Source organism: Micromonospora sp. CPCC 205554, assembly GCF_036902745.1.
Classification (GTDB): Bacteria; Actinomycetota; Actinomycetes; order Mycobacteriales; family Micromonosporaceae; genus Micromonospora; species Micromonospora tulbaghiae.
This window is the reverse complement of the sequence record NZ_JBAKHP010000005.1, coordinates 236,026-260,086: the sequence shown is the minus strand read 5'-3', so window position 1 is coordinate 260,086 and position 24,061 is coordinate 236,026. Positions and strand designations below refer to the sequence as shown.

Sequence of the window (24,061 nt, the reverse complement as noted above, 5' to 3'; positions counted from 1 at the left end):
AAGTCATACCGGGCCGGGCGACCGAGGAGTCCCCGGCTGGGGACGATCAAAAAGGTAACGGGGCTCGGCTGGATGAGCGTCGGTCTGGGCGTCGCGCAGTTGGCGGCGCCGGACACGGTGCGCCGGATCAGTGGCGTTGACGACTCCCCAGCGTCTTGAGTAGCGGTGCCGCTCGTCGGGGCGCGGGAGCTTGTACACGCGGCCGGGCTTGGACAGTGCCCGGGTGCTCGGCGCCGCGAAGGTCGTCGCTATCGACAAGGAGCCGTACCGGCTGCAGATGGCGGAGCGGGCGGGCCACACCACGATCAATTTCGACGATGTCGACGTGCGGTTCAGGCTGCTGGATCTGACCGGCGGGCGAGGACCGGACAAGTACATCGACGCCGTCGGCATGGAGGCCAGCCACGGTGCCGCGCACGTCCACGCCTACGACCGGGTCAAGCAGGCGGTCCGCTCCGAGACCGAGCGCCCACACGCGCTGCGCCAGGCGATCATGTCGTGCCGCAGCGGCGGCGAGAAGGTGGTGCTCAAAGCCTGACGAGCGGCCACCGCGGTGGGTGCGGCGGCTACGGGGGAGGATTGGCCGTGCTGGTTCGCAAGACGGTCAGCGGCTGAACGGGCGTTTGCCGCCGACGCCCGGTACCAGCCGTGTGAGGCTCAGGGGCGACCACTCCACAACTCGGTCCTCGGAGCCTCCGCGATTCGGGGGATTCACGCCCGATCCGGTGATAGCCCCAGATTTCCCGTGCGCCATCCGGCCTAGCCGGAACGCTCGACGGATGGACCAGGGATCGGGAGGGCGGGATCTGGGGCGTCTGCTGTCGGTCAGGCGTGTCCTGTGGTCGCTGGCCGTCGGTGTTGTCGCCGGGACGGTCATCGCACTGATGGGGGCGCCGGAATTGACGCCGCTGGTGATCTGGACAATCGCGGCGGGCACAATCCTGGTGTGGGTGTGGTGGTCCTGCTGGCCGGCGAGCCCGCAGCGTACAGAGCAGCTTGCCGAGGCGGAGCAGCGCTCCCGTTCCACCGATTCGGCGATCCTGATCGCGTCCGTTGTCAGTCTCGTCGCCGTGGCCGAGGCGCTCGTCCGCGCCTCGGACCAGCAGGACGTGGTGGCTGTCATGCTGGTGATCCTCAGCGTCGTCGCGGTGGTGCTGGCGTGGACGCTGGTGAACACAGTCTTCGCGTTCAAGTACGCCCGGATTTATTACTGCGACGACGGCCGTGGCATGGACTTCAAGCGGGACGATCCTCCGGCCTACTCCGACTTCGCATACGCCGCCTTCACCGTTGGCATGTCCTACGCTCCGGGAGAGAACGAACCGACCAGCAACCGCATGCGCCGGGTGGCGCTCGGACACGCGCTGCTGTCGTACACCTTCGGAACTGGCATCCTGGCCGTCGCCGTCAACCTCGTCACCAACCTGGGCCAGTCGTGACACGGGGAATGCCCTGCGCGCGTCGCGGCAACGGATCCGAGTGGGCGAAATCGACCCGAGCGTCGTCCTCATCCTCACGATGCCGCGCGACGCGCGCGGTGGACATCCGCGCGGGCCGCACCAGGAGGCGGCGAACGGCGGCGATCGGATCGAGACTCCGACCGCTTGGGCGCGCCGCGGGACGGCGAGCGTGACGGATGGGAGCGCCTCGATGAGGGTTGCCGGTAGCAGGAAAGCTGGTTGGTGACCACGAGGACCGTCCTGGTGGTCGCGGTGGCCGTGGTTGTCGCGGCGTGCCTGCTGGCCGGCGTGCAGGTCCAGCGTCGCGCCGCTGGTCGCAGCTACCGTGGCTGCTCGCGCCGCTGTACCGCGCGTCCCGACGCCCTGCCGTCGCCGTGCTGCTCCTCACGGCGCTCTGTGTCGGGATCCGCGCGTACCCCGGCCCGGGGCCCCGTGCCGTCCAGCGCGTCGTCGTGGTGCTGTTGATCGCGAGCGTGACGTGGCTGGTGCTTCGCGCCCTGCACATCGCCGAGAGGGCCGCGTTCAGCCGGCTGCCGGGCGAGACACGGGCCGACCGCAGGGCTCGCCGCGCCCGCACCCAGATCCGACCGGTACGGCGCCTCACCTCGGTCGTGGTGACCGTCGTGGCGATCGGCCTGGTCCTGATCACGTTTCCTCCGCTGCGCACAATCGGGCTGTCCGTGCTCACCTCGGCGGGTGTCGTGGGCGCGCTGCTCGGACTGTCCGCACGCACCGCGCTCGGCAACGCCTTCGCCGGCATCCAGGTCGCGTTCGCCGACGGACTCCACCTGGGGGACGTGATCGTGGTCGACGGGCAGTGGGGGCGCGTCGAGGAGGTGAAGCTGACGAACGTGGTCATCCGGCTCTGGGACGACCGGATGCTCATCCTGCCCACCACCTGGTTCACCGAGCACCCCTTCCAGAACTGGACCCGGCATGAGACGCGGGTGGTCGGCGAGACACGGCTCCACATCGATCACACCGCCGACCTGGACGACCTCCGCGCCGAGACGAGGCGGATCATCGAATCGTCACCGCTGTGGGATCGGCACCAGTGGGCTGCAGATGGTGGATGCAACGCCCCAGACCGTCGTCGTCCAGGTCCAGGCATCGGCGGCCGACGGACCGAGCGCGTGGGACCTTCGCTGCGACGTGCGTGAAGGGCTCATCCGGTACCTGCGCGACCACCACCCCGACTGGCTGCCCCGCACCCGCGGAGAGTTCCACCCCTGAGCGCACAGAACCGCCGTCGAGGTCCCGAGCCCGCTTCTCGGTTTTCCGACCGGGTACCGGTCGGCAGCCTGGGTGCCCACCGCGAGCTCGAACCTCCTCCATTTCATAAGAAAAAGCAGGTCCTCCATGTGCTGTTCCGTCAGCTCTCGACAGTGATGGAACGATGGGCGCTCGCGCTGGATCTGTGCCGGGGGTGGGCCGCGCGCCGTACTCGGGCTGGTAGCCCTCGGTTGGCCAACCACTGCGCGTGGCGAGGCAGAAACGCGTCACTTGGCCGACGAAGCCGATCTCGCCTGGCTTCACGAGGCGGCCGCGTGGGCTGGCCGAACCGGACGTTACAACATCTCCAGCGGTTGCGGGCCGGTCGGCGGAGGGAACGCCGCGTCGAGTGCCGCCACATCCTCCTCAGCCAGATACAGGTCGCGCGCTTCCGCGTTCTCCCGTGTGTGTTCCGGGTTGGACGACCGGGGGATTGCCGCTATCGCCCCCTGCCGCAGCAGCCAGGCCAGCGCGACCTGAGCAGCGGTGGCCTCGTGCCGGGCGGCGACCTCCGCGACCTGGGGGTGCCCGAGCAGCCTGCCCTGCTCGATCGGCGAGTACGCCATCACCGGGATCTGGTGCTCGCGTAGCCACGGCAGCAGATCGAATTCCGGACCGCGGCGGGTGAGGTTGTACAGAATCTGGTTGGTCGCGCAGGCGTCCCCGCCCGCCTCCAGGAGGTCCTGCATGTCAGAAAGGCCGAAGTTGCTCACGCCCCACTGCCCGATGTCACCGGCCTCGACGAGTTCGCCGAAGGCTTCGATGGTATCGGCGAGCGGATGCGTGCCGCGCCAATGCAGCAGATAGAGGTCGATGTGGTCGACGCCGAGCCGTTGCAGGCTGTGCCGGCAGGCCCGCACGGTTCCCCGTCGGCTCGCATTGGATGGCAGCACCTTGTCGACCAGAAACACGTCGGCGCGTCGTCCGACGATCGCCTCGCCGACGAGCTCCTCGGAAGCACCGTCACCGTACATCTCGGCAGTGTCGATCATGGTCATATCCAGGTCGAGCCCGGTGCGTAGGGCGGCTAGCTCATCCCGTCGCCTCGCGGGGCGCTCACCCAAGTACCACGTGCCTTGGCCGAGCACGGGCATCGTCTGGCCGGACGGCAGTTCGATCGCGTCGGCGGCGAGAGTCATATCGTGACCTTTCCCGGTCCTGGTACCAGTGGGTTGTTGAGTGCCTTCCCGCTGGGACAGGAAGCACTCTCGAGACAAGACCATTCTCGGCGCAGCGGCGGGCGCATGTCCGGACTGTCTGCCCTCGAACGGCTGTTTCCGGGTGCCGACACCGGGAAGGCGGCCGCGAGCGAGCGATGCGCCGCCGACCGGGCGGCACCGCGAAGGGAGGTGAACCGGTCAAACTGACCGCCAACTTCACCGACCCCGGCCTCAACGACACTCACGTCTGCGCGGCGAAATGGGACGACGGCACCTCGCAGACGTTCACCTCGCGCGGGCGGCAGTGCGTACGCGAGCACACCTACACCCAGCCGGGAATGTTCACGATCAGCACCGGCGTCACCGACGACGACGGGGTCGCCGACGCGGCGAGCGTCATGCTGATCGTCTATGAGCCGCTGGGCAGCTTCGCCACGCAGGGTGGCTTCCTCAATTTCCCGGCCGGTGCTCTCATCAACGATCCGGCCGCGACGGGCAAGCTGATTGTCGAGTTCAACCCAAAGTGCCTGCCGGGTGAGACGGGTCCAGTGCCCGGCGGCGGCAAGGTGGCCGCGTCGTTGAAGGGAGCCGCCTTCGCCCTCGACTCGACCTCGCTGGAATGGCTCGTGGTCACCGTGCATCAGAAGGTGGCGGTGAAGGGCACCGGCACTGTTAACGGCGTCCCCGGCTGCGGATTCGTGGCCTATGGAACGGACACACCGGATGCCGTGCGGCACGTCGTCTGGCCGCTGTCCGGCCGGACAGTACCCGCAGGAGACGTTGCTGTACGACAACCGCGGCAAGGCGGGCTATGACCTCGATATGAGCGATCCGCAACCGCTGGATGGCGGATCACTGCAGGTGCACCAGTAAAGTCGGATGGGTGCCCGGGCCCTCGGTTCCGGGCACCCATCGATTGGCGGCCTACGAGGCTTCGCCCCACGCGGGCGGGCAGGTATGCGTTCCTCGGCGGTGATCTCTTCGACCCACAGTTCGGCGAGGGCGCTGATGCGGCTTTCGCGGGTGATCTCGTCGTCGGCGGGCGTGGCACGGCCGCGGAGTTTGGCCTTCAGGGTCCGTTCGGCGGCCGGCCCGGTGGTGTCGGTGGCTTCGATGTCGCGGGTGATGCCGTCGTAGTCGCGGAACCGGGCGCGCGCCCGGAATCTCTTCGGACCGAGTTTCTCGATCCGGATTTTCCCGGAGGTGCCGATGGCCAGTTCAGGTCGGGCCATGGTTCACCGCTCCGCGTCGGTGTGGTCTTCGAGCCAGCGCTCGACCTCGCTGCGCCGGTAGCGCAGGGTGTTGCCGACGCGGATGGCGCTCGGGCCCTCGCCTCGGCTGTGCCAGGCGTAGAGCGTGTTCTTGGGCTTGCCCGACGCACCCCGAAACGGCGCGTCGGGGGCCTCGATCCCGGTGCTGGGCGCGCCGGTCCCGTTCCGTGCCGGCCGGACGAACGGCCGGATCCTGCGAGCTCTCCCGCTGCGGAACCCCCGCCCGGCAGCACCGTCGACACCGTTCAGGCCCGGGACTCAGTCGCGGCCGGTCGCCGACCTGCCGAAGTCGGTGCGCAGCCAGGTGGCGAGGTCGTCGGCGGGGGGATCGCGCCGCGTCGTCGCACCGTCGCCGACCACGTCGCGTATCCGGTCGAGACGGAAGACCCGCCAGTCGGTGCGGTCGAGGTCGTACGCCAGCACGTTCCACCGTCCGCGCACGAACAGGCAGCGCACGGAGTCGACCCGCCGGCGGGAGGTGGTTCCGTGCTGGTCGGTGTAGGCGAAGCGGACCCCGAGGTCGGCGGCGGCCGCTGCCGTGAGCGGTCCGAGGAGGGCGTCCTGCGGCCGAGCCAGGTCGAGTACGACCGTCTCGCTGTGGGCGGCGACGTCGGTGGCGAGGGCCGCCAGCCGCCGGGGCAGGACCCGGCGCAGCTTGACCAGGGCTCGCGCGGCGGCCTCGGCCGCCTGCCCCTGCTCGGCCATCCGGAGCCCGACGACCAGGGCGATCACCTCGTCGTCGTCGAACACCATCGGCGGCACCCGGGCGCCCACCGCCAGCCGGTAGTGGCCCCCGGGCCCCGGCCTGCCCACCACCTCGTAACCGAGTTCGGCAAGTCGCCGCAGGTCGCGGCGCAGGGTGCGCGGGCTGACGCCGGTGCGCTCGGCGAGTTCGGCCGCCGGCCAGGCGGGCCGGGTCTGGAGCAGGGTCAGCAGGAGCAGGGTGCGGGCGGCGACATCGTGATCCATGACAGCACCAAGGATGCCCGGAGATGTGGCCGTAAGCTGGCCACATCCGGCGTTAGCGTCGCCTGCATGACCATCGCCACCACCGCACCGTCCGGCAACGTCGGCCGCCACGTCGTGCGCGACCTCGTCCGCGCCGGCGTCCGGCCCCGGGTGCTCGCACACCGCCCGGGGAGTCTCAACCCGGCCCTGCGTGACCACGTCGACCTCCGGGTCGTCGACCTCGCCGACGAGGCCGCCGTCGAGGAGTCCGTCCGGGGCGCCGAGGCCCTCTTCGTCACCGTCCCGGCGGTCATGTCCGACGATCCCCTGGCCGACTACGCACGCTTCGGCGCGTCGATCGCCGCCGCCGTGAGCCGCTCGGGTGTCGCCCGGGTCGTGCTGCAGAGCAGCGTGGGTGCGGAGCTGCGGCACGGCGCCGGCGAGATCGACGGCCTGGCCCGGGTCGAGGAGCTGCTCGACGGTACCGGCGCGGCGGTGCTGCACCTGCGCTGCGGGTTCTTCTTCACCAACCTGCTGCCGCAGATCGACCAGCTGCGCGCCGGCGAGGTGCCGGTCGTGCTTCCCACCGACCAGCCGATGGCGTGGTTGGCCCCCGTCGACATCGCCCGGGTCGCCACCCCGTGGCTGTTGCGCGCCGACTGGTCCGGCCGCCACGTCCGGGCCGTACACGGACCCGAGGACCTCAGCTGGGACGAGGCCCTCACGATCGTCGGCCGGGCGACCGGGCACCCCGTGCGGGCCCGGCGGGTCACCGACGAGGAGATGCGGGCGATGCTCGCCGGTGCCGGAATGAGCGCGAAGCAGGTCGATGCGATGCTCGGGATGTCGACCGGGCTGCGCGACGGCTTCGTGCCCGAGCAGGCCCGCGACGTCACCACCACCACGCCGACCACCCTGGCGGCCTGGTCGTACGCCGTCCTCCGTCCCCTCCTCGCTGCGGACGGCGGACGGCCGCGCTGACACCTGCCCGGCCCGGCGCCGCACCACGACCGCCTCCGCCGACGCGGTCCCGCCGGCGGGCGACCGGCCCCGGCGCGCCGCCCGGACCGCGCCCGACGGCAGCCTGGTGCCGCTGGGCGAGCAGGACCGTCGCCGGGGGGACAGCACGTCGATCGCCGAGGGCGCCGAAATCCTGCGGGCGGCCCTCGCCCGCGATCGGCGGGGCGAGTTCCAGGTCCGGTCCGCCATCGCCGCGACGGGTCCGCCACGCGTCACGGCGAGACCCGTGGTGCCGGGCGAGAGGGCGGGACGCCTTGCCGCCGGCCACCACATTGAACGATGATCATTGACAGCTGTGCAGGTGCGAGCGGGCGAGCTGTGGAGGCTGTGGTGGTCGGCGGCGACTCTCCCCGCCGTGGCGCGGCGGAGCCGGACGTCGACGGTGTGGCGGCCCCGCTGCTGATCGGCCGCGAGGAGGAACTGGCCCGGCTGGAGCAGGTGCTCGCCGACACCTCGGCGCTGGTGCTGATCGAGGGTGAGGCCGGCGTCGGCAAGAGCCGGCTGCTGGAGGAGTTCCTCGCTTCCCCCGCCGGCGGTGCGCACTGCGCGCTGACGGCGGTCTGTCCGCCCGTGCGCGAGCCGTACACGTTGGGACCGATCGTCGAGGCGCTGCTGGCCACCGACGTCGGCACGGTGGCGGGCCTGAGCCTCAGCGGCCTCGCCGGCGCCCTGCGACCGCTGTTCCCCGAGTGGGCGGAGCACCTGCCGCCGACCCCCGAGCCGGCCGGGGACGCGAGCGCCGCCCGGCACCGGGTGCTCCGGGCCCTCGCCGAACTGCTCGACAGGCTCGGAGTGGGCCTGCTCGTCGTCGACGACGCACAGTGGTCCGACGACGCGACCCGGGAGTTCCTGCTGTTCCTGGCCGAACGGCACGGCCAGGGGCCCAGCCTGGTGGTGGCCTACCGCCCGGAGGACCTGGTGGGGGACCCGTGGCTGCTGCGCCTGTCGGGACGCCTCCGGCCGCATCGCGCACGGCTGCGAGTCGTCCTCGATCCGCTCGACGAGTCCGAGACCGCGGCGCTCGCCTCGTCGATGCTGGCCAACCAGGAGGTCTCCGGCGAGTTCGCCCAGCACCTGCACGCCCGCACCGAAGGGGTGCCGCTCGCCGTCGAGGAGTGCGTGCGCCTGATGGCCCGACGCGGCGACCTCGTCCGCCGCGACCAGGGCTGGAAGCGGCTTCCCCTGGACGAGATCGTGGTGCCCCCGACGGTGCGGGACACCGTGCTGGAGCACGCCGGCCGCCTCGACGGCGCCACCCGGGCAGTGCTGCGAGCCGCCGCGGTCGTCGCCGATCCCGTCGCCGAACACCTGCTGGCGCGGATCAGCGAACTGCCGCCGGCCGAGTTCGCCGCCGGCCTGGCCGAAGCCGTCGCCCGCCGCCTGCTGCACCGACGGGACCACCACAGGGTGTCCTTCCGCCACGTGCTGGCCGGCCGGGCCGTCTACGACGCCATCGACGAACGGGACCGCCGTACGCTGCACGAGCGCGCCGGGCGGGTGCTCGAAACCGTGACCCCACGACCGCTGGCGCAGCTCGCGCGGCACTTCCGGCAGGCCGGCGACGGCGAGAGGTGGGGCAGGTACGCGGAACTCTCCGCGGACGTGGCGCTGCAGACCGGCGACGAGACGACCGCGGGCGCGCTGCTGCACGACGTGCTGACCAACGGCGACGTGCCCGCCGAGCAGATGTGCGCGCTGGTGGAGAAGGTGCCGTTCGGTTCCTTCACCGGCCCGGGCCGCCTGCGGGACCTCGCCGCCGTCGTGCGCCGGGTGCTCGACGGAGGTGTCCCGGATCCGGGGGTGGAGGCCAACCTCCGCTTCCAGCTCGCCCGGATCCTCAACGACATGGAGGAGTTCGACGAGGCGCACGCCGAGCTGGAGCGGGCGCTGCCGCACCTCGACCGTCGGCGTGCCTCACCCGCCGTCGCCATGATGCTGCTGGGCTGGCCGCGCGGCCGTTCGCCGGCGGTCCGGCACCTGACCTGGCTGGACCGGGCCGCGGAGTTCGCGCGGTCGCTGGAGCCGTCGGACCGGCTACGGGTCGCGGCCGGCCGCGCACCCGCCCTGCTGCAACTCGGTGACGAGCGCGGCTGGGCGGAGGCGGCGCAGATCCCGCAGACGGCCCGGACCGCCAGGGACCGCCGGATCATCACCGTCGGCTATCTCAACATCGGCGACGGGGCCATGCGGTGGGGGCGGTACGCGGAGGCCGGCGGCTGGCTCGCCACCGCCCGTCGGCTCGCCGTCGAGTACGAGCAGGTCAGGATCAGGGAGCTCGTCGACTCGACCCGGTTGCACCTCGACTGGTTCACGGGCGCCTGGGACGGCCTCGCGGAGCGCGCGGCCACGATGGCGGACACAGACGACCTCCACCCGGTCAGCCGGGTCGAGCCGATCATGGTCAGTGGCCTGCTGCGCATGGCGGCCGGGGACCTCGTCCAGGCGGCGCGGGAGATCGAACGCGCGGTGGCGGGCGCCCGCGACGCCGGGGCCTGGGACACCGTCGCCGAGGCGGTGGCGACGTTGGTGCAGATCCGGCTGCGCGAGGGCCGGCCCGACGAGGCGTTGACGCTCTCCCGCGACCCGTGCGAGGTCGTCGCGGAGAAGGGGGTCTGGCTGTGGGGCACCGACGTGGTGCCCGCCCGCGTCCAGGCCCTGCTCGCCGTCGGAGCCACGGCACAGGCGCAGGACCTGGTCGACGCGTTCGCCCGGGGGTTGCCCGCCGGGCGGCTGCCGGCGCCGCGGGCCGCCGTGCTGGACTGCCGGGGCCTGCTCGCCGAGGCCGCCGGCGACCACGCCTCGGCGGCGGGCCTGTTCGGCCGGGCCGCCGCGGCCTGGGCGGCGCTTCCCCGGCCGTACGGCGCGGCACTCTCCCGCGAGCGGCAGGCGGGGTGCCTGATCCGGGCCGGGGCCGTCCCGGAGGGGCTCGACCTGCTCACCGCCGTCCTGGGTGGACTGTCGTCCCTGCCGGCGAGCCTCGACGTGGACCGCGTCGCCCGTACCCTGCGCGCGCACGGCCGCCGGGTGCCGCGCGTGTGGCGCGGCGGCCGGAAGGGCTACGGCCCCGACCTGTCGCCCCGCGAGCGGGAGGTCGTCGCCCTCGCGGCCGAGGGGCGGACGAACCGGGAGATCGCCGATGCCCTGCACCGCTCGCACCACACCGTGGCGAGCCAGATGAAGTCGGCGATGCGCAAGCTCGGGGTCTCCTCGCGCGCGGCGCTCACCGCACGGGCGATCGGCGCGAGGCTGGTCGCCGAGCCCGGCACGGGCGCGGGGGAGTGACTCCCCGCCGGCGGTCGCGGGTTGTTTCACTCACCTGAGGGATCGCAGCACCGTCTCGCGGTTGACCACGATGCTGGCATGCCGCATCGAGATGACCCGGACGAGGACGAGGACGAGACGACGTCGCCGGAGACCGCCCGCCCTGCCGACGCACGCGTGGAGTCCCGTCCCGGGGCCGGACCGGGCGACGAGATCGACGTCGGGACCGACATCGCGGACGACGACCGATACCTGCCGCTGTGACCAGTCGCGGCCGCAGCCCCTACACCCCTCCCGAAGGAGGATCCCCCATGCGCCCAGCCCATCCGTCGAGACGAAGAATCGCGACCGTGGTGGTGGCCGCCGTGGCCACGGTGCTCGCACTGAACGGCGCCGCCACCGCGCTGCCCTCGACCGCGCCGGAGCCGACGGCAGCGGCCGCGAAGGCCAAGATCCGTCCACAGCTCCAGACCCAGCTCGGCGCCCAGGAGTCCCCCGTGGACTTCTGGGTCTACTTCGACGCGAAGGCGGACCTGAGCGCGGCCCGGTCGATCCGGGACTGGAACGCGCGCGGCACGGCGGTGGCAAGGGCGCTGCGGCAGGCCGCCGACGAGAGCCAGCGGGCGGTACGCGGGGAACTCACCGCCTCCGGCGTCGCGCACCAGAGCTTCTGGGCGACGAACGCGATCAAGGTGACCGGCGACCAGGCCCTCGCCGAGCGGCTGGCCGCGAAGCCCGAGGTCAGCTCGCTGCTGCCGTCGTTCAAGGTCGCCCCGCCCCCGGTGATCAAGGGCGCCGGCCGGCAGGCGGTCGACGCGGTCGAGTGGGGCGTCGCCGACATCAACGCCGACGACGTGTGGGAGCAGTTCGGCGTACGCGGCGAGGACATCACGGTGGCCTCGATCGACACGGGCGTCCAGTTCGACCACCCCGCCCTGGCGCGGCAGTACCGCGGCAACAAGGGCGACGGGGTGTTCGACCACAACTACAACTGGTTCGACGCGGCCGGCGCCTGCGGGGGAGCGCCCTGCGACGGCGACGGGCACGGCACGCACACGATGGGCACGATGGTCGGCGACGACGGCGCCGAGAACCGGGTCGGGGTGGCGCCGAAGGCCCGCTGGATCGCGGCCAACGGCTGCTGCCCGAGCGACGCCGCGCTGATCAGTTCGGGCCAGTGGCTGCTGGAGCCGACGGACCTCAACGGCCAGAACCCGGACGCCGGCAAGCGGCCGCACGTCATCAACAACTCGTGGGGCACCACCACCCCGTCGGACGCCCCGTTCCTGGAGGACATCAGCCTGGCGTGGACCGCGTCGGGCATCTTCGGCGTGTGGGCCAACGGCAACAACGGGCCGGGGTGCCGGACGAGCGGCGCCCCGGGCAGCCGGAAGATCAACTACTCGGTCGGCGCGTACGGCTCCGACCACACCATCGCGCCGTTCTCGTCGCGCGGGGCCGGCCAGGACGGCGAGATCAAGCCGAACGTCGCCGCGCCGGGCGTGAACGTCCGGTCGAGCATGCCGGGAAGCGCGTACGCCAGCCTCAACGGCACCTCGATGGCGGCCCCGCACGTAGCGGGTGCCGTCGCCCTGGTCTGGTCGGCGGCGGTGTCGATGGTGGGCGACACCGAGGCCACCAGGTCCCTGCTGGACGGCACGGCCGTCGACAACCCGGACGGTCAGTGCGGCGGCACCGACGACGACAACAACGCCTTCGGCGAGGGGCGGCTGGACGCGCTCGCCCTGATGAAGCAGGCGCCGCGCGGGCCCACCGGCAGGATCGGCGGCACCGTCAGCGACGCCGGGACCTCGAAGCCGCTGCCCGGCGCCACCGTCACGATCACCGGCCCGGTCAGTCGCGAGGTGACCACCGACGCGGCGGGCGCCTACCAGTCGGGTGCTCTGCCGTTGGGCAGCTACACGATCGGTGTACGCAAGTACGGCTACGCGGCCGGCACGACGCAGGCACAGGTCCGCGAGGGCGAAGCCGTCACCGCCGACGTCAGGCTGACCCCTCAGCCGATGAGCACGGTCAGCGGCACCGTGACCGACGGATCCGGGCACGGCTGGCCGTTGTACGCCAAGGTCGTCATCGACGGCTATCCCCTCGGACCGGTCTTCACCGACCCGGTGACCGGCCGGTACAGCGTGCGGCTGCCCGGATCCGCGTCGTACACCATGCGGGTCACCGCCCAGTACCCCGGATACCGGGGCGCTCAGCGGACGTTCGAGCTGGGCGGGGCGGACCTGACCCAGGACGCGGCGCTGACCGTCGACGAGTCGAGCTGCACCGCCCCCGGCTACCGCTTCAGCGGCGTCGGCGAGGACTTCGACGACTGGACCGACACCGGCACGCGCGACGGCTGGCGGACCTCCGGCAGGCCGGGCTGGCGGTTCGACAATCCCGGCTACCGGCCGGTGCCCGAGGGCGGGGGCGGCAGGTTCGCCGTCGCCGACTCGACGGTCGGCGCCGGGAAGCGGTTCGACACCACCCTGACCTCCCCGGCGATCGACCTCTCCGGCGACGCCTCCCCGAAGCTCACCTTCCGCACGTCCTACTACCCCGACGGCGCCGGCCAGCGGGCCGCCGTCGGCGTGTCCACCGACGGCGGCCGGAGCTGGAAGACGGTGTGGCGGCAGACCACCGACCACGCGTTCGGTCAGGTCACGCTGCCGCTGCCGCAGGCGGCCAACCGTGCGGACGTCCGGATCCGGTTCCACTACCAGGGCCGCGACGCCTGGTGGTGGGCGGTCGACGACGTCTTCGTGGGCGACCGCGCCTGCCGGCCGGTCGAGGGCGGGCTGGTCGTCGGGTTCGTCACCGACCGCGACACCGGCGCGCCGGTCTTCGCGACCGTGTCCCGGACCGAACAGCCCGGGGACACCGGCACGGGCGTCACCACACCGGCGGACCCGGCCCTCGGCGACGGCCTGTACTGGGTCTTCAGCTCCGCGACCGGCGGCACCGAATTCACCGCGCGCGCGTCCGGCTACCAGACCGCCACCGCGACGGTCCCGGTCCGCGCCGACGCGGTCGTGACCCGGGACTGGTCGCTGGCCCGGGCAGGTGGCTGACATGCCGGACGACGCCGTGCAGCGCGGTCCCACCAGCTCGCCCGACAAGGAGCCATTCGTGACCACACCAGGCAGCAACCCCCACCCCCGCAGACGCCGTCGGCTGCGCCTGCTCGCCGCCGCCTCGGCCCTCCTGACCGTGCTGGCCGCGCCCGTCGCCGCCGCCGCCCGGCCCGACGAGCCGGCCGGGCGGACCCCGGCGCCGGCCGGAGCCGCGGCCGAGGACGGCCTGCGGGCGGTCTCGCTACCCGGGCTGACCAAGCCCACCTACAAGCTCACCCTGATCACCGGCGACGAGGTCACGCTGGCCCGGACCGGTGGCCGTTACACCGTCACCGCCGTCCCGTCGGCACGGGCCGACGGCACCCGCCCGACGATCGACGTCACCGTCCGGACGGGGCCGGGCGGAGCGGACACCATCCTCCACGCCGTGCCGAGCGACGCGCAGGCGCTGGTGGCCGGCGGCGTCGTCGACCGTAAGGTCTTCGACCTGGGATGGCTCGCCGGCCAGTCGGAGCGCGGCGGCGGCAGCCCGCTCGCCGTCACCGTCAAGTACGGCGGCCGGCTGGACAAGGCGACGCTGGACAAGCGGGTGTCGGGCCTGCCCGGCGCGGAGACCACCGCGAGGCACCCGGACGACGGCTCGGTCGACCTGCGCGTCGAACCGCGCCGGGCCGCCGCCTTCTGGGCCGCCGTCACCGGCGAGCAGCGGGGCGGGCTGAGCAGCTACCTCTTCGACCGGGCCACCCCGAAGCTCGCCGGCGGCGCGGTGGCGATCTGGCCCACCGGGCTCCGCTCGGCCAAGGCCGGGCCGCAGACCGACACCGGGCAGCCGAAGTACCGGGTCACCCAGATCGTCAAACGGCAGAAGGGCGAGCGGTTCTACTGTGACAGCCGCCTCATGACCCTCTGCCCGATCGGCGGATTCATGCTCGCCCAGGTCGCCGGGGCCGCGGTCGGGACCGGGTACGAGTCGGTCAGCGCGCGGTGCCTGGACCAGGATCCCTGCACCACGTTCGAGGTGACGTACGAGGTGCCGCCCGGCACCTACGAGTCCGGCGGTTACGCGACCTTCCGGATCGACGACCGGGAGCAGCACCTCAACCTGGAACTGCCGGAGTTCGAGGTCGCCGGGGACACCACCATCACCCGCGACGGCGACGCGGCCCAGCAGATGACGGTCGGCACCCCGCGACCGACCGAGACGTTCGTCGGCTCCCGGATCACCTTCCGCACGTTCAGCAACGGCGCCGGCGGTGGCGTCCTCAGTTTCACCGGCTACAGCAACTCCAGGTTCTGGGCCATCCCCAGCGCCCCGGTGACGGTCGGCACCTTCCACCTCGGGGTCAACTGGGTGCTCGGCAAGCCGATGCTGACCATGGCGGCCACCGCCCCCGAGCGGCTGGCGCTGACGCCGACCCTGCCGATCGACTGGTACAAGCGCCCGGGCTTCGAGGTGGTGCGGTTCGACGGCCGGCAGACGGTCCAACTGGTCGACGGCGGGCTGGGGCGGGACGCCGACCTCCGGCGGATCGACGCCCGGGGCAAGCTCGTCCTGCTGCGCATCGACGCCGACAAGCCCGCCGGCGGGCAGTGCCGCGTGGGGCCCGCGCAGCTGACGCGGGCGCGGTCGGCGGGCGCGGTCGGCGTGCTCGTCGACCCGACCTCCACCGGCGGGCCGTGGGCCACCACCACCTGCCTCCTGCCGGTCGAGCCGGACTGGTGGTACCACGAGACGCAGGAGGCCGCCGACATCCCGTACGCCTCCATCCCGCTGGCGCAGGCCGAGCGGCTGCGCGGCCTGCTGCGCCGCGGCCCGGTGAAGCTCGACGTGTCGGGCTACGACTCGGTCAGTCCGTACGTCTACGCGCTGCACGTCTACCAGGAGGGGCGGATCCCGGCCTCGCTGCGCACCGAGCTCACCGACCGGCAGCTCGCCACGGTCGACACCGCGCTCCACGGCACGCGGGCGGAGCCGGCCAGCATGATCTACTCGGCCTTCCGGCCGAACGAGACCGCGGTCGCCGGAGTCTTCCACGGCTACGTCACCGACAGCGTCCGGTTCACCACCTACCGCGGGCCGGTCTCGCCCGACCTCGTGCGGAACCAGTTCTACGAGCCCTCGGGTTCGCAGCCCGGCGTCCGCACCATCGACGTCATCGACCGGGCGGGACCGGCCACGGCGCGGTGGGCGGCGCGGCCCCTCGTGCCCGGGCCGCCGGAGCTGTCGCCCAAGATCTTCCGCACCCAACCGGGCAAGTGGGAGGGCGACTGGTCCACCGAGATCTGCGCCTTCTGCCGGCAGGGCGACACGTTCTACCCGATCACCTACCTGGTCTCCGGGACGGAGCCGGGACACCTCATCGGTTCGTACGTGTTCGAGCCGGAGAACGTGCGCATGTACGCCGACGACGGTCGGGAACTGCCCCAGGGCAGCTCCACCGTGTGGGGTCCCACCTACGAGCTTCCGGCCGCGCCCGGGCGCTACCGGATGACGGCCCGGACCGCCGACGGCAGGACCACGACGGAATGGCGGTTCACGTCCGCCGCGCCGACGCGGAACGAGCCGCCGCAGGGGTTCAAGTGCGTCGAGGGATCGGGCCGGCCGTGCCACGCCGACCCGCTGCTGTTCCTGCGGTACGACGCGGGCGCCGACCTCGGCGACGCGGTGACCGCACCCGGCCGGCACCAGATCAGGGTCGCCGCGTACCACCAGGCGCCTGCCGCGCCGGCGGTGAAGAGCCTGACGCTGGCCGTCAGCACCGACGGCGGGGTCACCTGGCGGCGGCTCCCGACGACCGCCCGGGGCGGCGGAAACTACACCGCGAGCTACCAGGCCCCACGCCTGGCCGCCACCACGGGCACGGTCAGCATCCGGGCCAGGGCGGAGGACGCCGCCGGCAACACCGTCGAGCAGACCGTCGTCGACGCCTTCCGCCTCACCGCGCGCTGACGCGCTGTCGGATCCGCCGGGCACGTCGCGGACGTGCCCGGCGGGCCGGCGCCCCTGGGCTTCTGGGTCAACGAGTTCTCCGTCGCCGACTCGACCTCCTCCGACGGCTGCAGGTCCGGGTCGAAGAACGTGCCGGACGGGCGGCGCGTCGAGGTGGCGGCCCACCAGTACTGGTCCGACTCGACGTGCTGCGCCGCCAGCTCGTACGGCGTGGCCTGAGCCGACCGGGTACGGCCGCCCGTTCCGGGGGCCGGCGGGCCGTGACCGGTCCGGTCGATGGCGGCCACCCGGCGAGCCGCGGGGCACGGGTCGACGAAACAGGGGCCGCGGGCGTGGGCCCGGCCCCTGCGAGGTCACGTGCGGCTGGCGGCGCCGAACAGGTAGCGCAGCTCGTCCAGCATGACGACCAGCACGCCGACGGCCAGCGCGGCGACCCCGGCCAGGACCGCCTCGCCGGGGCGTACCGCACCGGCCGGCGCGAGCGCGCCGGCGACGGCACAGGCGACGAGGAACGCGTTGCGCCACACGTGGTGCCGCCCCAGAGGCGCGGCGGTGCGGCCGAAGCAGCGGCAGGTGCCGCCGCCGCGCCGCAGGTTCGCGACGATGGCGGCGGTGAAGGCGAGCAGCAGGGCGCCCGAGGCGAGGAACCCGGCCAGCGGGAACACCGCCAGCAGAACCACGGCGGTGAACTCGGCGGCGACCACGGTCGCGGCGAGCGGGCCGGCGGGCCGGAAGCCCATGTCGCGCACGGAGCGCGTGAACTCGTGGTAGGCGTCGCGGCCGGAGACCTTCCCGACCGCCGCCGCCAGCAGGACCGTGCCGAGCAGCACCCGGCACCCGATCTCGACGTACATCTGTCATCGCCTCCCTCTGACCACGCCGAGGACCGCCTCGGGTGGCACCGCGCCGAAATGCCGCGAGTCCTGGCTGTGGGTGTTGTCGCCCCGTACCGTCACGGCACCGTCCGGTTCGACCCGGTGCACCCGTTTGACCATCCACCCCAGGTCCGAGGCGGGGACGACGTCGCGGGCCCGGAAGACGACGAGGTCACCGACGGCGGGCGCCCGGCCGACGCGGACGATGAGCCGGTCGCCGTCCCGCAGTGTCGGCGCCATGCTCTGCCCGCTCACCACCACGAGGCGCCAGCGGCGGCGCAGCCAGCCGGTCATGTCGTCGCCAGCTGGTAGCCGTCCGCCTGGAGGCGGAAGAGCCGGGCGTACTCACCGTCGGCCGCCATCAGCTCGTCGTGCGTGCCCGACTCGACGACGCGCCCCGCGTCCAGCACGACGATGCGCCGCGCGTCGCGCAGGGTGCTGAGCCGGTGGGAGATCAGCAGCCCGGCCCGGCCGTGGCGGATCCGGGTCAGCGAGGCGTGCACGCGGGTCTCGGCGTCCGCGTCGAGCCCGGAGCTGGGCTCGTCCAGGATGAGCAGGTCGGCGTCGGCGCGCATCAGGGACCGGGCGAGCGCGACCCGCTGCCACTGCCCGCCGGAGAGCGTCACGCCGGGCTCGCCGTCCTGGTCGGCGAAGGTGCGGCTGAGCAGCGTGGCGTACCCGTGGGGGAGGGCGCGGAGGCGGTCGTGGATCTCGGCGCGCGCGGCGGCCTCGGCGACCTGCTCGGTCGTGTGCGGCAGCCGGCCGATGCCGACGTTCTCCTCGGCGGTGAGGTCGTAGCACATGAAGTCCTGGAACACCGCGCCCATCCGCCGGCGTACCGTCTCGATCCGCAGGTCGCGCAGGTCCACCCCGTCCCACGTGATCCGGCCGCGGTCCGGGTCGTAGAACCGGCAGAGCAGCTTGACCAGGGTGCTCTTTCCGGCCCCGTTGAGTCCGACGAGCCCGACGGCCTGCCCGGCGGTGATCGTGAGGTCGACGCCCCGCAGGACCCACGGGCCGCCCTCGTCGTAGCGGAACCACACGTCCTCGAACCTGATCGCGGTGCGCAGCGGCGGCGCCGGCAGGGTCCCGTCGACCAGGTCGGTGGGGCTGTCGAGGACGGCGACGTAGTGCCGGAACAGCCGCATGGCGGCGCCGGCCTCGCCGAGCTGGGCGGCGATGCCGGCCAGGCCGCTGTGCGCCGCGGTGAACGCGGCCAGCAGGAGGGTGAGGTCGCCGAGGCTGAGCCGGCCACGGACCGTGGCGTTCACCGCGAACACCGTCGCGGTGAGGGTCACCGCGGCGCCGGCCAACGCCCAGCACGCCTGCACCGTCGTGGTGTGCCGGGCGGCGGCCAGCTCGATCCGGGCGGCCGAGCGCACCGCGCCGGTGAGCCGGTCGTGGAAGAACCGGCCGAGGTGGTAGAGGCGCACCTCCCGGGCGGCGCGCAGGTCGGTCAGCACGGTCTGGAACAGGAACCGGGCGCGGAACAGACCGGCGCTTTCCTCCACGGCCCGCGCGGTCCGCCGGGACAGTCGCAGTTGGATGAGGAAGTCGGGCACCGCCACGGCGAGCAGGAGCAGACCGGCCGGCGGCCAGAGGGACGTCAGGATCACGGCGAAGCCGCCGATGGTGACGACGTTCTGGGCCACGTCGACCGCGAACATGACGACCACGTACGGCGCCTGGGTGGCGGCCTGCTGGGCCAGCGCCAGCCGGTCGCGCAGGGCCGGCTGCTCGAACGGGCCCAGCCCGACGAAGGTGTTCAGTTTCCGGTACAGCCGCACGTCGGCGGCGATCGTGATGGCGTTCTGCAGGGCCGTGGTGAAGTATCCGGACACCCGGCTGGCGATCGCCGCCAGCGCGCCCAGGACGGCGATCGCCACGGCGTACCAGGTGGCGGTCGACGGGTCGGCCGAGCGGCCCCTGCCGACCTCGTCGAACAGCAGCTTGGTGAACCACGCGACGCCGATCGGGGGCGCCGCGCCGATGACGACGAGGGCGACCGTGGCGGCGAGCGCCCTGCGGTCCGCGCAGCCCAGTCGCAGGGCGGCTCGCAGCGTGACCACGTCTCAGGCCAGGACCGGAAGCTGGTGGCTGGAGTTGACGACGACGCCGTCGACGACCGACAGCACGGCGGGGAAGCCCTTGACCCCGAACTCCTTCTCGGCCTGGTCCTCGTTGATGGTCGCCGTGTCGAAGTCGGCCAGGCGGGGCGCCATCTCCACCGTGTCCTCCGGCATTCCGATCATGAACACGAAGGTGTCGTGGCGGTAGCGCCGGGCGTGGACGCTGAGGGTGTCCAGGATGGTCCGGCACGGTGGACAGGTGGGCGTCAGCATGACCACGGTGCGCCGACCGGCGGTCAGGTCGACGTGCGGGAAGCCGGTGACCTCAAGGCCCGGGGCGGGCAGCACCTCGGGGGCGGCCCCGCCGTCCTGGGTGGTGGCGGTCTGCGTCTCCCGGAGCCGTCGGGCGAGGGCCAGGGTCAGGACGAGGTTGAGCACGGCGACCGTGCCGATCACGGCGATGGCGGCGTAGGCGAAACCCGGCATGGGAACTCCTCAGCGAGTCGGCGGGGGTGGGGGCCGCGCCGACGGCGCGGCCCCCGAGGATGAGCCAGGTCAGCAGACGCCGACCTTCTTGGTGTAGCAGATCGGCGACGACGTCGTGACCGAGCACACGCCGGTGCAGGACAGGGTGCTCCGCCGGTAGTAGCGGAAGTACGAACCGCCCGAGCAGTAGCCGTTGGACACCGCGCAGCACGACTGGCCGTGCTCCGGCACGCAGGCGCCGGCCACCTCGCGGCCGAGCACCTTGCTGAGCATCGCGTCGCCGACGCGGTTGATGAGCCTGGTCATGGCAGACCTCCTTGGTGGGTGACTGCCATCACTGTGCTGGGTGCCGCTGCGCGCGCCCTGCGCTCCTACTGCGCGCCGGCTGCGCTCCGCCAACGCGTCAGCGATTCGCGCAGGTCGTCGACGTACGCGGAGTCGAAGTGCTCGAAGATGCGCAGCGCCTCCTCGCCCAGCGCGACGGCCCGGTCGTGCCTGCCGAGGGTGGCCTGCGCCCGCGCGAGCAGGTGCAGCGAGTTCGCCAGCGGGAACGGCTGCCCGACGCCGCGCAGCATCGCCACCGAGCTCTCCAGCTCCGCCACCGCCCGGTCCGCGTCGCCCTCCTCGAGGTGCGCCTTGCCGAGCAGCCGCCGGGAGATCGCCTCGCCCCACTCGTGGCGCAGCTCGTGGAACGCCAGCACCGTACGCCGCAGCAGCCGCCGTGCCGCCTCGCCGTCGCCGGCCGCGAGGTGCGTCGCGGCCAGCGCCTGCTCGGCCGTGGTCACGCTCATCCGGTCGCCGAGCCGGCGCGCGGCGGCCACCGCCTGCCGAAGCTGCTCCACGGCCGGCGGCCACTGCTCGGCGTGCCGGTGCAGCAGCCCGATGGTCTCCCGCGCGAGCGCCTCGCCCCACAGGTCGCCGTCGTCGACGAAGACCCGCAGGGCCGCGGCGCAGGCGTCCAAGGCGAACGGGGAGGTGAGCCGGTACTGCCCGTGCTGCATGCCGAGGGCCAACAGCACGTGCCCGCCGACGCGGCCGACCGGCCAGTGCGCGGCGCACAGCCGCACCATCACCAGCAGTGCGGCGTCCGCCTCCCGCAACCTACCGAGGTGACGGCAGCACAGCGAGTAGCCCTGCAGAGCGACGAGGCGGTGCGCCACCCACCGCCCGCGGCCGGCCCGCTGCGCCGCGCGCAGCAGCGGCACGGCTTCGGCGTGCCGGTTCAGCGACCGGTACGCCGTGCCCAGGTGCAGCCGCAGCGACATCCGGGTCGCCGACGGCAGCTCGGCGTGGCGGTCGAGCACGGCGCGCAGACAGTCGACCAGCTCGGGCAGGTGCTGGCTGCGCATCGTCGCGAAGTTGCCCATCGTGCAGGCCAACCGCCCCGCCAGGTCGACGGCGCCCAGCCGCAGCAGGTCCTGCACCGCTGCGACCAGATTCTCCCGCTCCGCCTCGAACCAGTCGACGGCCGCCCAGGCGTCGAGCGCCGGCCCCGCGCCGGCCACCGGCAGGGCCCCGCAGGGCAGCGACGCGTCGGCCCGCTCGGCGTACGCGTGCAGCCGTGCGTACCAGGCGACGACCTCGTCGACGGGGACCTCGGTGCGTTCCCGGGCGACGAGCCTGACCAGGTCGTGCATGCGTACCCGTCCGCCGGCGTCGTCGGTCAGCAGGTGGGCCCGGCACAGCTGCTCCAGCAGCGGCTCGGTGGTCTCGTCCCACATGCCGAAGCTGCGCAGCGACGTGCGGCTGAGCACCGCGAGCAGCCGCGCGGCGGGCTGCGGCAACCGCTCGAACCCGACGGTGAAGCTGCTGCGCACGTCGAGCCCGTCGAGGGAGAGTTCGTCGAGGCGGCGTCGCTCGTCGCGCAGCCGCTCGCGCAACCGCGCCACGGTCATCGCCTCCCGCTCGGCCAGCCGCACGCCGGCGATTCGCAACGCCAGCGGCAGGCGACCGCACAGCTCCACGACGTCGGCGGCGGCCCCGGCCTCCCGGTCGACCCGCTCGCCGCCGGCGATCCCGGCCAGCAGGTCCAGGCCGTCGTCGATCGGCAGCACGTCGAGCGGGACGACCTCGGTGCCCGCCAGCCCCGGCAGCGCCCCCGTGCTCGTGACGACAGCGCTGCCGCCGGGTGGCAGTAGCGGACGCACCTGCGCCGCGTCCGCCGCGCTGTCCAACATCACCAGCAAGGTCTGGTCGGCGAGCACGGAGCGGTACAGCGCCGCGCGCTCCTCGGCCGCCGCCGGGATGGCCTCGCCGGCCACGCCGAGGGCGCGCAGGAACGCGCCGAGCACCGCCCCGGGCCGCGCCGGTTCCGGGGTGTTGCCGCGCAGGTCCGCGTAGAGGCAACCCCCGGGGAAGCGGTGCCGGCGCTCGTGGGCCGCGCGCAGCGCCAGCGTGGTCTTGCCCGTTCCCGCCAGCCCGGTCACGACGATCACCTGGGCGACCCCGGCGGCGGTCGGGGTGCGCCCCAGCAACGACAGCAGCAGCCCCAGCTCCTTGTCCCGCCCGACGAAGTCACCGGTGACTCCGGGAAGCTGGTTGGGGCGCACCCACGACCGCGGGGGCGTCTCCTGCTCGCTGCCGAGGATCTCCCGGTGCAGTTGCCGCAGCTCCGGACCCGGGTCGATGCCGTGCTCCTCCGCCAGCACCCGGACCCCGGCCCGGTACACGGCGAGCGCCTCCGCCTGTCGGCCGCTGCGGTGCAGGGCCACCATCAGCTGGCCGCGCAGCCGCTCCCGCAGGGGTCGGTCGCGGACCAGCGTGGTCAGCTCCGGCACGAGTTCCCGGTGCAGACCGAGCGAGAGCAGTGCCTCGGCGCGCAGCTCTGTCGCGTGCTCGCGCAGCTCACGAAGCCGATCGCGCTCGTACTCGACGAGCCGCGACCCGACGTCGACGAACGCGTCGTCGCGCCAGCGCGCCAGCGCCCGGTCGAGCAGCTCCACGGTGCGGCGGGCATCGGCGGTGGCCGCGGCGGCACCTACCTCGGCGGCGAACTCCGCCGAGTCGACGACCGCCGCGGGGTTCAGCTGGTAGCCGGGCGAGCGGGTGAGGATCAGCTCCGGCTTCGCGACGCGGCGGACCGAGGCGACGACCGCCTGGACCCGGTTGCGCGCCCCCGTGGGCGGATCGTCCGGCCAGAGCCCGTCGATCAGGCGGTCGACGGAGACGATGCGTCCGTGGTGGGCCGCCAGGCTCGCGACGAGCGCCCGCTCCAGCGGGGCGAGCGACACGGCCACCGCGTCGACGCTCACCTCGATCCGCCCGAGGATGCCGATCCGATACCCACGCACGGCGCAAAGCTAGCGCGGTCTGCGCCCTTTGTGACCGGGCGTCCGGGCCGCTCCCGGCGCGGAAAGTGCTGGTCACGACGTTCCGGCCCGAAGATCGTGACCAGAGCCACTGTCGGCCGGATCGCGGGGTGGCCGGTCCGGCGCGGTCACCGCGACGGAACCTTCACGCACCGTGCCGACCGGGTGTCATGCCGGGCCGGCGTCCCGCGTACCGGTGCGGGTGCGGGGGCCAGGGTCGCAGCGCGAGCCGTCGTCGGGACGCCTTGCGGAGCGGTGATCTCGGGGTTCGTCCATTGTGGGATGATGGCGCCCCGTGCGCGCGGCCTCCGCGCGCCAGAGCAGTTGGAGGTACGGGTGCGCGGATCAGCGCGACGACTGGCCGTCTCGATCGTTGCCGCGACCGTCGCGGCGACAGGGCTCGCCTCGCCCGCCCAGGCGGCGACGAACCCGTTCACCGCGGCGCAGGCGTGCAACAACGACTTCGGTGGCTCGTGGGCCTACGCGAGTGACGGCCACCGGTCGATCAACGCCTCCGACGGCACGAAGGTGGGCGACGTCTACCTGTTGTACAACGGCGCGACCGGCTACAACTGCGTCGTCACGCTCAAGCGGGTGGCCCTCGGCTCGACGACCGGGCTGGCGGCGGGCATCCGGGTGGAGGGCGGTTCCTGGGTCGAGGACTCCGGGAACTACAAGTACTACGCCGCCATCCAGCGCTCCGCCGTCGACAAGTGCGTGATGTACCGCGGCGAGGTCATGTACTTCACCAGTTGGCAGGTCGCCGGCCGGTACAGCTGGGGCAACTGCGGCTGAGTTCCCGCGACGGGGCCGGCCCCGGGCGCGCGTCGCATCGGCGACCGTCCGGTGCCGCCCCGTTGCCGCCCCGTTGTTCGGCAGCTTGTTTCCGGCGATGGTCCTC

At 73.1% G+C, this 24,061-nt stretch carries 20 protein-coding genes and 2 pseudogenes; 12 read left to right on the top strand and 10 right to left on the bottom strand.

What is annotated here, in order from left to right:
- Positions 1-223 precede the first annotated feature (223 nt).
- The 3 genes from V6U82_RS10310 to V6U82_RS10300 all read left to right on the top strand — a co-directional run bounded on the left by V6U82_RS10310 (position 224) and on the right by V6U82_RS10300 (position 2,620).
- Positions 224-538, top strand: coding sequence for a zinc-binding dehydrogenase (locus tag V6U82_RS10310; RefSeq protein ID WP_334460712.1), 315 nt, complete (start codon positions 224-226; stop codon positions 536-538).
- A gap of 241 nt (positions 539-779) precedes the next feature.
- Complete coding sequence (locus tag V6U82_RS10305; protein ID WP_334460710.1) at positions 780-1,439, top strand: DUF1345 domain-containing protein; 660 nt, start codon at positions 780-782, stop codon at positions 1,437-1,439.
- 473 nt (positions 1,440-1,912) lie between these two features.
- The gene (locus V6U82_RS10300; protein WP_334460708.1) at positions 1,913-2,620 is read left to right on the top strand and encodes a mechanosensitive ion channel family protein; all 708 of its coding nucleotides are present in this window, start codon (positions 1,913-1,915) and stop codon (positions 2,618-2,620) included.
- Positions 2,621-3,028: 408 nt separating this feature from the next.
- Here V6U82_RS10300 and V6U82_RS10295 read toward each other — a convergent pair whose 3' ends face one another.
- Positions 3,029-3,871: an aldo/keto reductase gene (locus V6U82_RS10295; protein WP_334460706.1), complete on the bottom strand. Its 843-nt coding sequence runs from the start codon at positions 3,869-3,871 to the stop codon at positions 3,029-3,031.
- Between the two features lie 176 nt (positions 3,872-4,047).
- Between V6U82_RS10295 and V6U82_RS10290 the strand changes: the two genes are divergently transcribed.
- Positions 4,048-4,707 (top strand): PKD domain-containing protein, encoded by a 660-nt coding sequence (locus V6U82_RS10290; RefSeq protein ID WP_334460705.1) that lies wholly within the window; start codon positions 4,048-4,050, stop codon positions 4,705-4,707.
- 141 nt (positions 4,708-4,848) lie between these two features.
- On the opposite strand, the pseudogene V6U82_RS10285 reads toward V6U82_RS10290, so the two are convergent.
- The 3 genes and pseudogenes from V6U82_RS10285 to V6U82_RS10275 all read right to left on the bottom strand — a co-directional run.
- Positions 4,849-5,124 (bottom strand): annotated as a pseudogene (locus V6U82_RS10285) (site-specific integrase); the annotation flags it as partial.
- Positions 5,125-5,127: 3 nt separating this feature from the next.
- Positions 5,128-5,265 (bottom strand): annotated as a pseudogene (locus V6U82_RS10280) (helix-turn-helix transcriptional regulator); the annotation flags it as partial.
- Between the two features lie 156 nt (positions 5,266-5,421).
- The gene (locus V6U82_RS10275) at positions 5,422-6,132 is read right to left on the bottom strand and encodes a helix-turn-helix transcriptional regulator (RefSeq protein ID WP_334460703.1); all 711 of its coding nucleotides are present in this window, start codon (positions 6,130-6,132) and stop codon (positions 5,422-5,424) included.
- Positions 6,133-6,198: 66 nt separating this feature from the next.
- Between V6U82_RS10275 and V6U82_RS10270 the strand changes: the two genes are divergently transcribed.
- The 7 genes from V6U82_RS10270 (at position 6,199) to V6U82_RS10240 (ending at position 16,641) form a co-directional block, all read left to right on the top strand.
- The gene (locus V6U82_RS10270; protein ID WP_334460702.1) at positions 6,199-7,092 is read left to right on the top strand and encodes an NAD(P)H-binding protein; all 894 of its coding nucleotides are present in this window, start codon (positions 6,199-6,201) and stop codon (positions 7,090-7,092) included.
- Entirely contained in the window at positions 7,067-7,414 is a 348-nt protein-coding gene (locus V6U82_RS31550; protein WP_436836996.1) for a DUF6596 domain-containing protein, read from the top strand. The genes V6U82_RS10270 and V6U82_RS31550 overlap by 26 nt, the downstream gene beginning before the upstream one ends.
- A gap of 35 nt (positions 7,415-7,449) precedes the next feature.
- Positions 7,450-10,413 carry a helix-turn-helix transcriptional regulator gene (locus tag V6U82_RS10260; protein WP_334460700.1) on the top strand — a complete coding sequence of 988 codons (2,964 nt, stop codon included), beginning with the start codon at positions 7,450-7,452 and terminating at the stop codon, positions 10,411-10,413.
- 78 nt (positions 10,414-10,491) lie between these two features.
- Positions 10,492-10,656 carry a hypothetical protein gene (locus V6U82_RS10255; protein WP_334460699.1) on the top strand — a complete coding sequence of 55 codons (165 nt, stop codon included), beginning with the start codon at positions 10,492-10,494 and terminating at the stop codon, positions 10,654-10,656.
- Positions 10,657-10,703: 47 nt separating this feature from the next.
- Entirely contained in the window at positions 10,704-13,469 is a 2,766-nt protein-coding gene (locus V6U82_RS10250; RefSeq protein WP_334460697.1) for a S8 family serine peptidase, read from the top strand.
- A gap of 1 nt (position 13,470) precedes the next feature.
- Positions 13,471-16,422, top strand: coding sequence for a hypothetical protein (locus V6U82_RS10245; RefSeq protein ID WP_334460696.1), 2,952 nt, complete (start codon positions 13,471-13,473; stop codon positions 16,420-16,422).
- A gap of 33 nt (positions 16,423-16,455) precedes the next feature.
- Positions 16,456-16,641 carry a hypothetical protein gene (locus tag V6U82_RS10240; protein ID WP_334460695.1) on the top strand — a complete coding sequence of 62 codons (186 nt, stop codon included), beginning with the start codon at positions 16,456-16,458 and terminating at the stop codon, positions 16,639-16,641.
- Positions 16,642-16,775: 134 nt separating this feature from the next.
- On the opposite strand, the gene V6U82_RS10235 is transcribed toward V6U82_RS10240, so the two are convergent.
- From V6U82_RS10235 to V6U82_RS10210, 6 genes are all read right to left on the bottom strand, one after another.
- On the bottom strand, positions 16,776-17,276 hold the full coding sequence (locus tag V6U82_RS10235; protein ID WP_334460694.1) for a MauE/DoxX family redox-associated membrane protein: 501 nt from the start codon (positions 17,274-17,276) through the stop codon (positions 16,776-16,778).
- Positions 17,277-17,279: 3 nt separating this feature from the next.
- Positions 17,280-17,591, bottom strand: a complete 312-nt coding sequence (locus V6U82_RS10230) for a S24/S26 family peptidase (protein ID WP_334460692.1) — start codon at positions 17,589-17,591, stop codon at positions 17,280-17,282.
- Positions 17,588-19,366, bottom strand: a complete 1,779-nt coding sequence (locus tag V6U82_RS10225; RefSeq protein WP_334460690.1) for an ABC transporter ATP-binding protein — start codon at positions 19,364-19,366, stop codon at positions 17,588-17,590. The genes V6U82_RS10230 and V6U82_RS10225 overlap by 4 nt, the downstream gene beginning before the upstream one ends.
- A gap of 3 nt (positions 19,367-19,369) precedes the next feature.
- Positions 19,370-19,852 carry a hypothetical protein gene (locus tag V6U82_RS10220; protein WP_334460688.1) on the bottom strand — a complete coding sequence of 161 codons (483 nt, stop codon included), beginning with the start codon at positions 19,850-19,852 and terminating at the stop codon, positions 19,370-19,372.
- A 69-nt stretch (positions 19,853-19,921) separates the two neighbouring features.
- Positions 19,922-20,158 carry a hypothetical protein gene (locus tag V6U82_RS10215; protein WP_128138832.1) on the bottom strand — a complete coding sequence of 79 codons (237 nt, stop codon included), beginning with the start codon at positions 20,156-20,158 and terminating at the stop codon, positions 19,922-19,924.
- Between the two features lie 65 nt (positions 20,159-20,223).
- The gene (locus V6U82_RS10210) at positions 20,224-23,142 is read right to left on the bottom strand and encodes an AfsR/SARP family transcriptional regulator (RefSeq protein WP_334460687.1); all 2,919 of its coding nucleotides are present in this window, start codon (positions 23,140-23,142) and stop codon (positions 20,224-20,226) included.
- A gap of 354 nt (positions 23,143-23,496) precedes the next feature.
- Here V6U82_RS10210 and V6U82_RS10205 point away from each other — a divergent pair, with 354 nt between their 5' ends.
- Positions 23,497-23,955, top strand: coding sequence for a hypothetical protein (locus tag V6U82_RS10205; protein WP_128136030.1), 459 nt, complete (start codon positions 23,497-23,499; stop codon positions 23,953-23,955).
- Positions 23,956-24,061: the final 106 nt, after the last annotated feature.

Excerpts from the sequence above, each read along its gene's own strand:
- V6U82_RS10230 (WP_334460692.1), bottom strand. The coding sequence starts at position 17,591 with ATGACCGGCTGGCTGCGCCGCCGCTGGCGCCTCGTGGTGGTGAGCGGG.
- V6U82_RS10305 (WP_334460710.1), top strand. The coding sequence starts at position 780 with ATGGACCAGGGATCGGGAGGGCGGGATCTGGGGCGTCTGCTGTCGGTC.
- V6U82_RS10245 (WP_334460696.1), top strand. The coding sequence starts at position 13,471 with ATGCCGGACGACGCCGTGCAGCGCGGTCCCACCAGCTCGCCCGACAAG.
- V6U82_RS10220 (WP_334460688.1), bottom strand. The coding sequence starts at position 19,852 with ATGCCGGGTTTCGCCTACGCCGCCATCGCCGTGATCGGCACGGTCGCC.
- V6U82_RS10215 (WP_128138832.1), bottom strand. The coding sequence starts at position 20,158 with ATGACCAGGCTCATCAACCGCGTCGGCGACGCGATGCTCAGCAAGGTG.
- V6U82_RS10250 (WP_334460697.1), top strand. The coding sequence starts at position 10,704 with ATGCGCCCAGCCCATCCGTCGAGACGAAGAATCGCGACCGTGGTGGTG.
- V6U82_RS10235 (WP_334460694.1), bottom strand. The coding sequence starts at position 17,276 with ATGTACGTCGAGATCGGGTGCCGGGTGCTGCTCGGCACGGTCCTGCTG.
- V6U82_RS10295 (WP_334460706.1), bottom strand. The coding sequence starts at position 3,871 with ATGACTCTCGCCGCCGACGCGATCGAACTGCCGTCCGGCCAGACGATG.
- V6U82_RS10255 (WP_334460699.1), top strand. The coding sequence starts at position 10,492 with ATGCCGCATCGAGATGACCCGGACGAGGACGAGGACGAGACGACGTCG.
- V6U82_RS10275 (WP_334460703.1), bottom strand. The coding sequence starts at position 6,132 with ATGGATCACGATGTCGCCGCCCGCACCCTGCTCCTGCTGACCCTGCTC.
- V6U82_RS10270 (WP_334460702.1), top strand. The coding sequence starts at position 6,199 with ATGACCATCGCCACCACCGCACCGTCCGGCAACGTCGGCCGCCACGTC.
- V6U82_RS10290 (WP_334460705.1), top strand. The coding sequence starts at position 4,048 with ATGCGCCGCCGACCGGGCGGCACCGCGAAGGGAGGTGAACCGGTCAAA.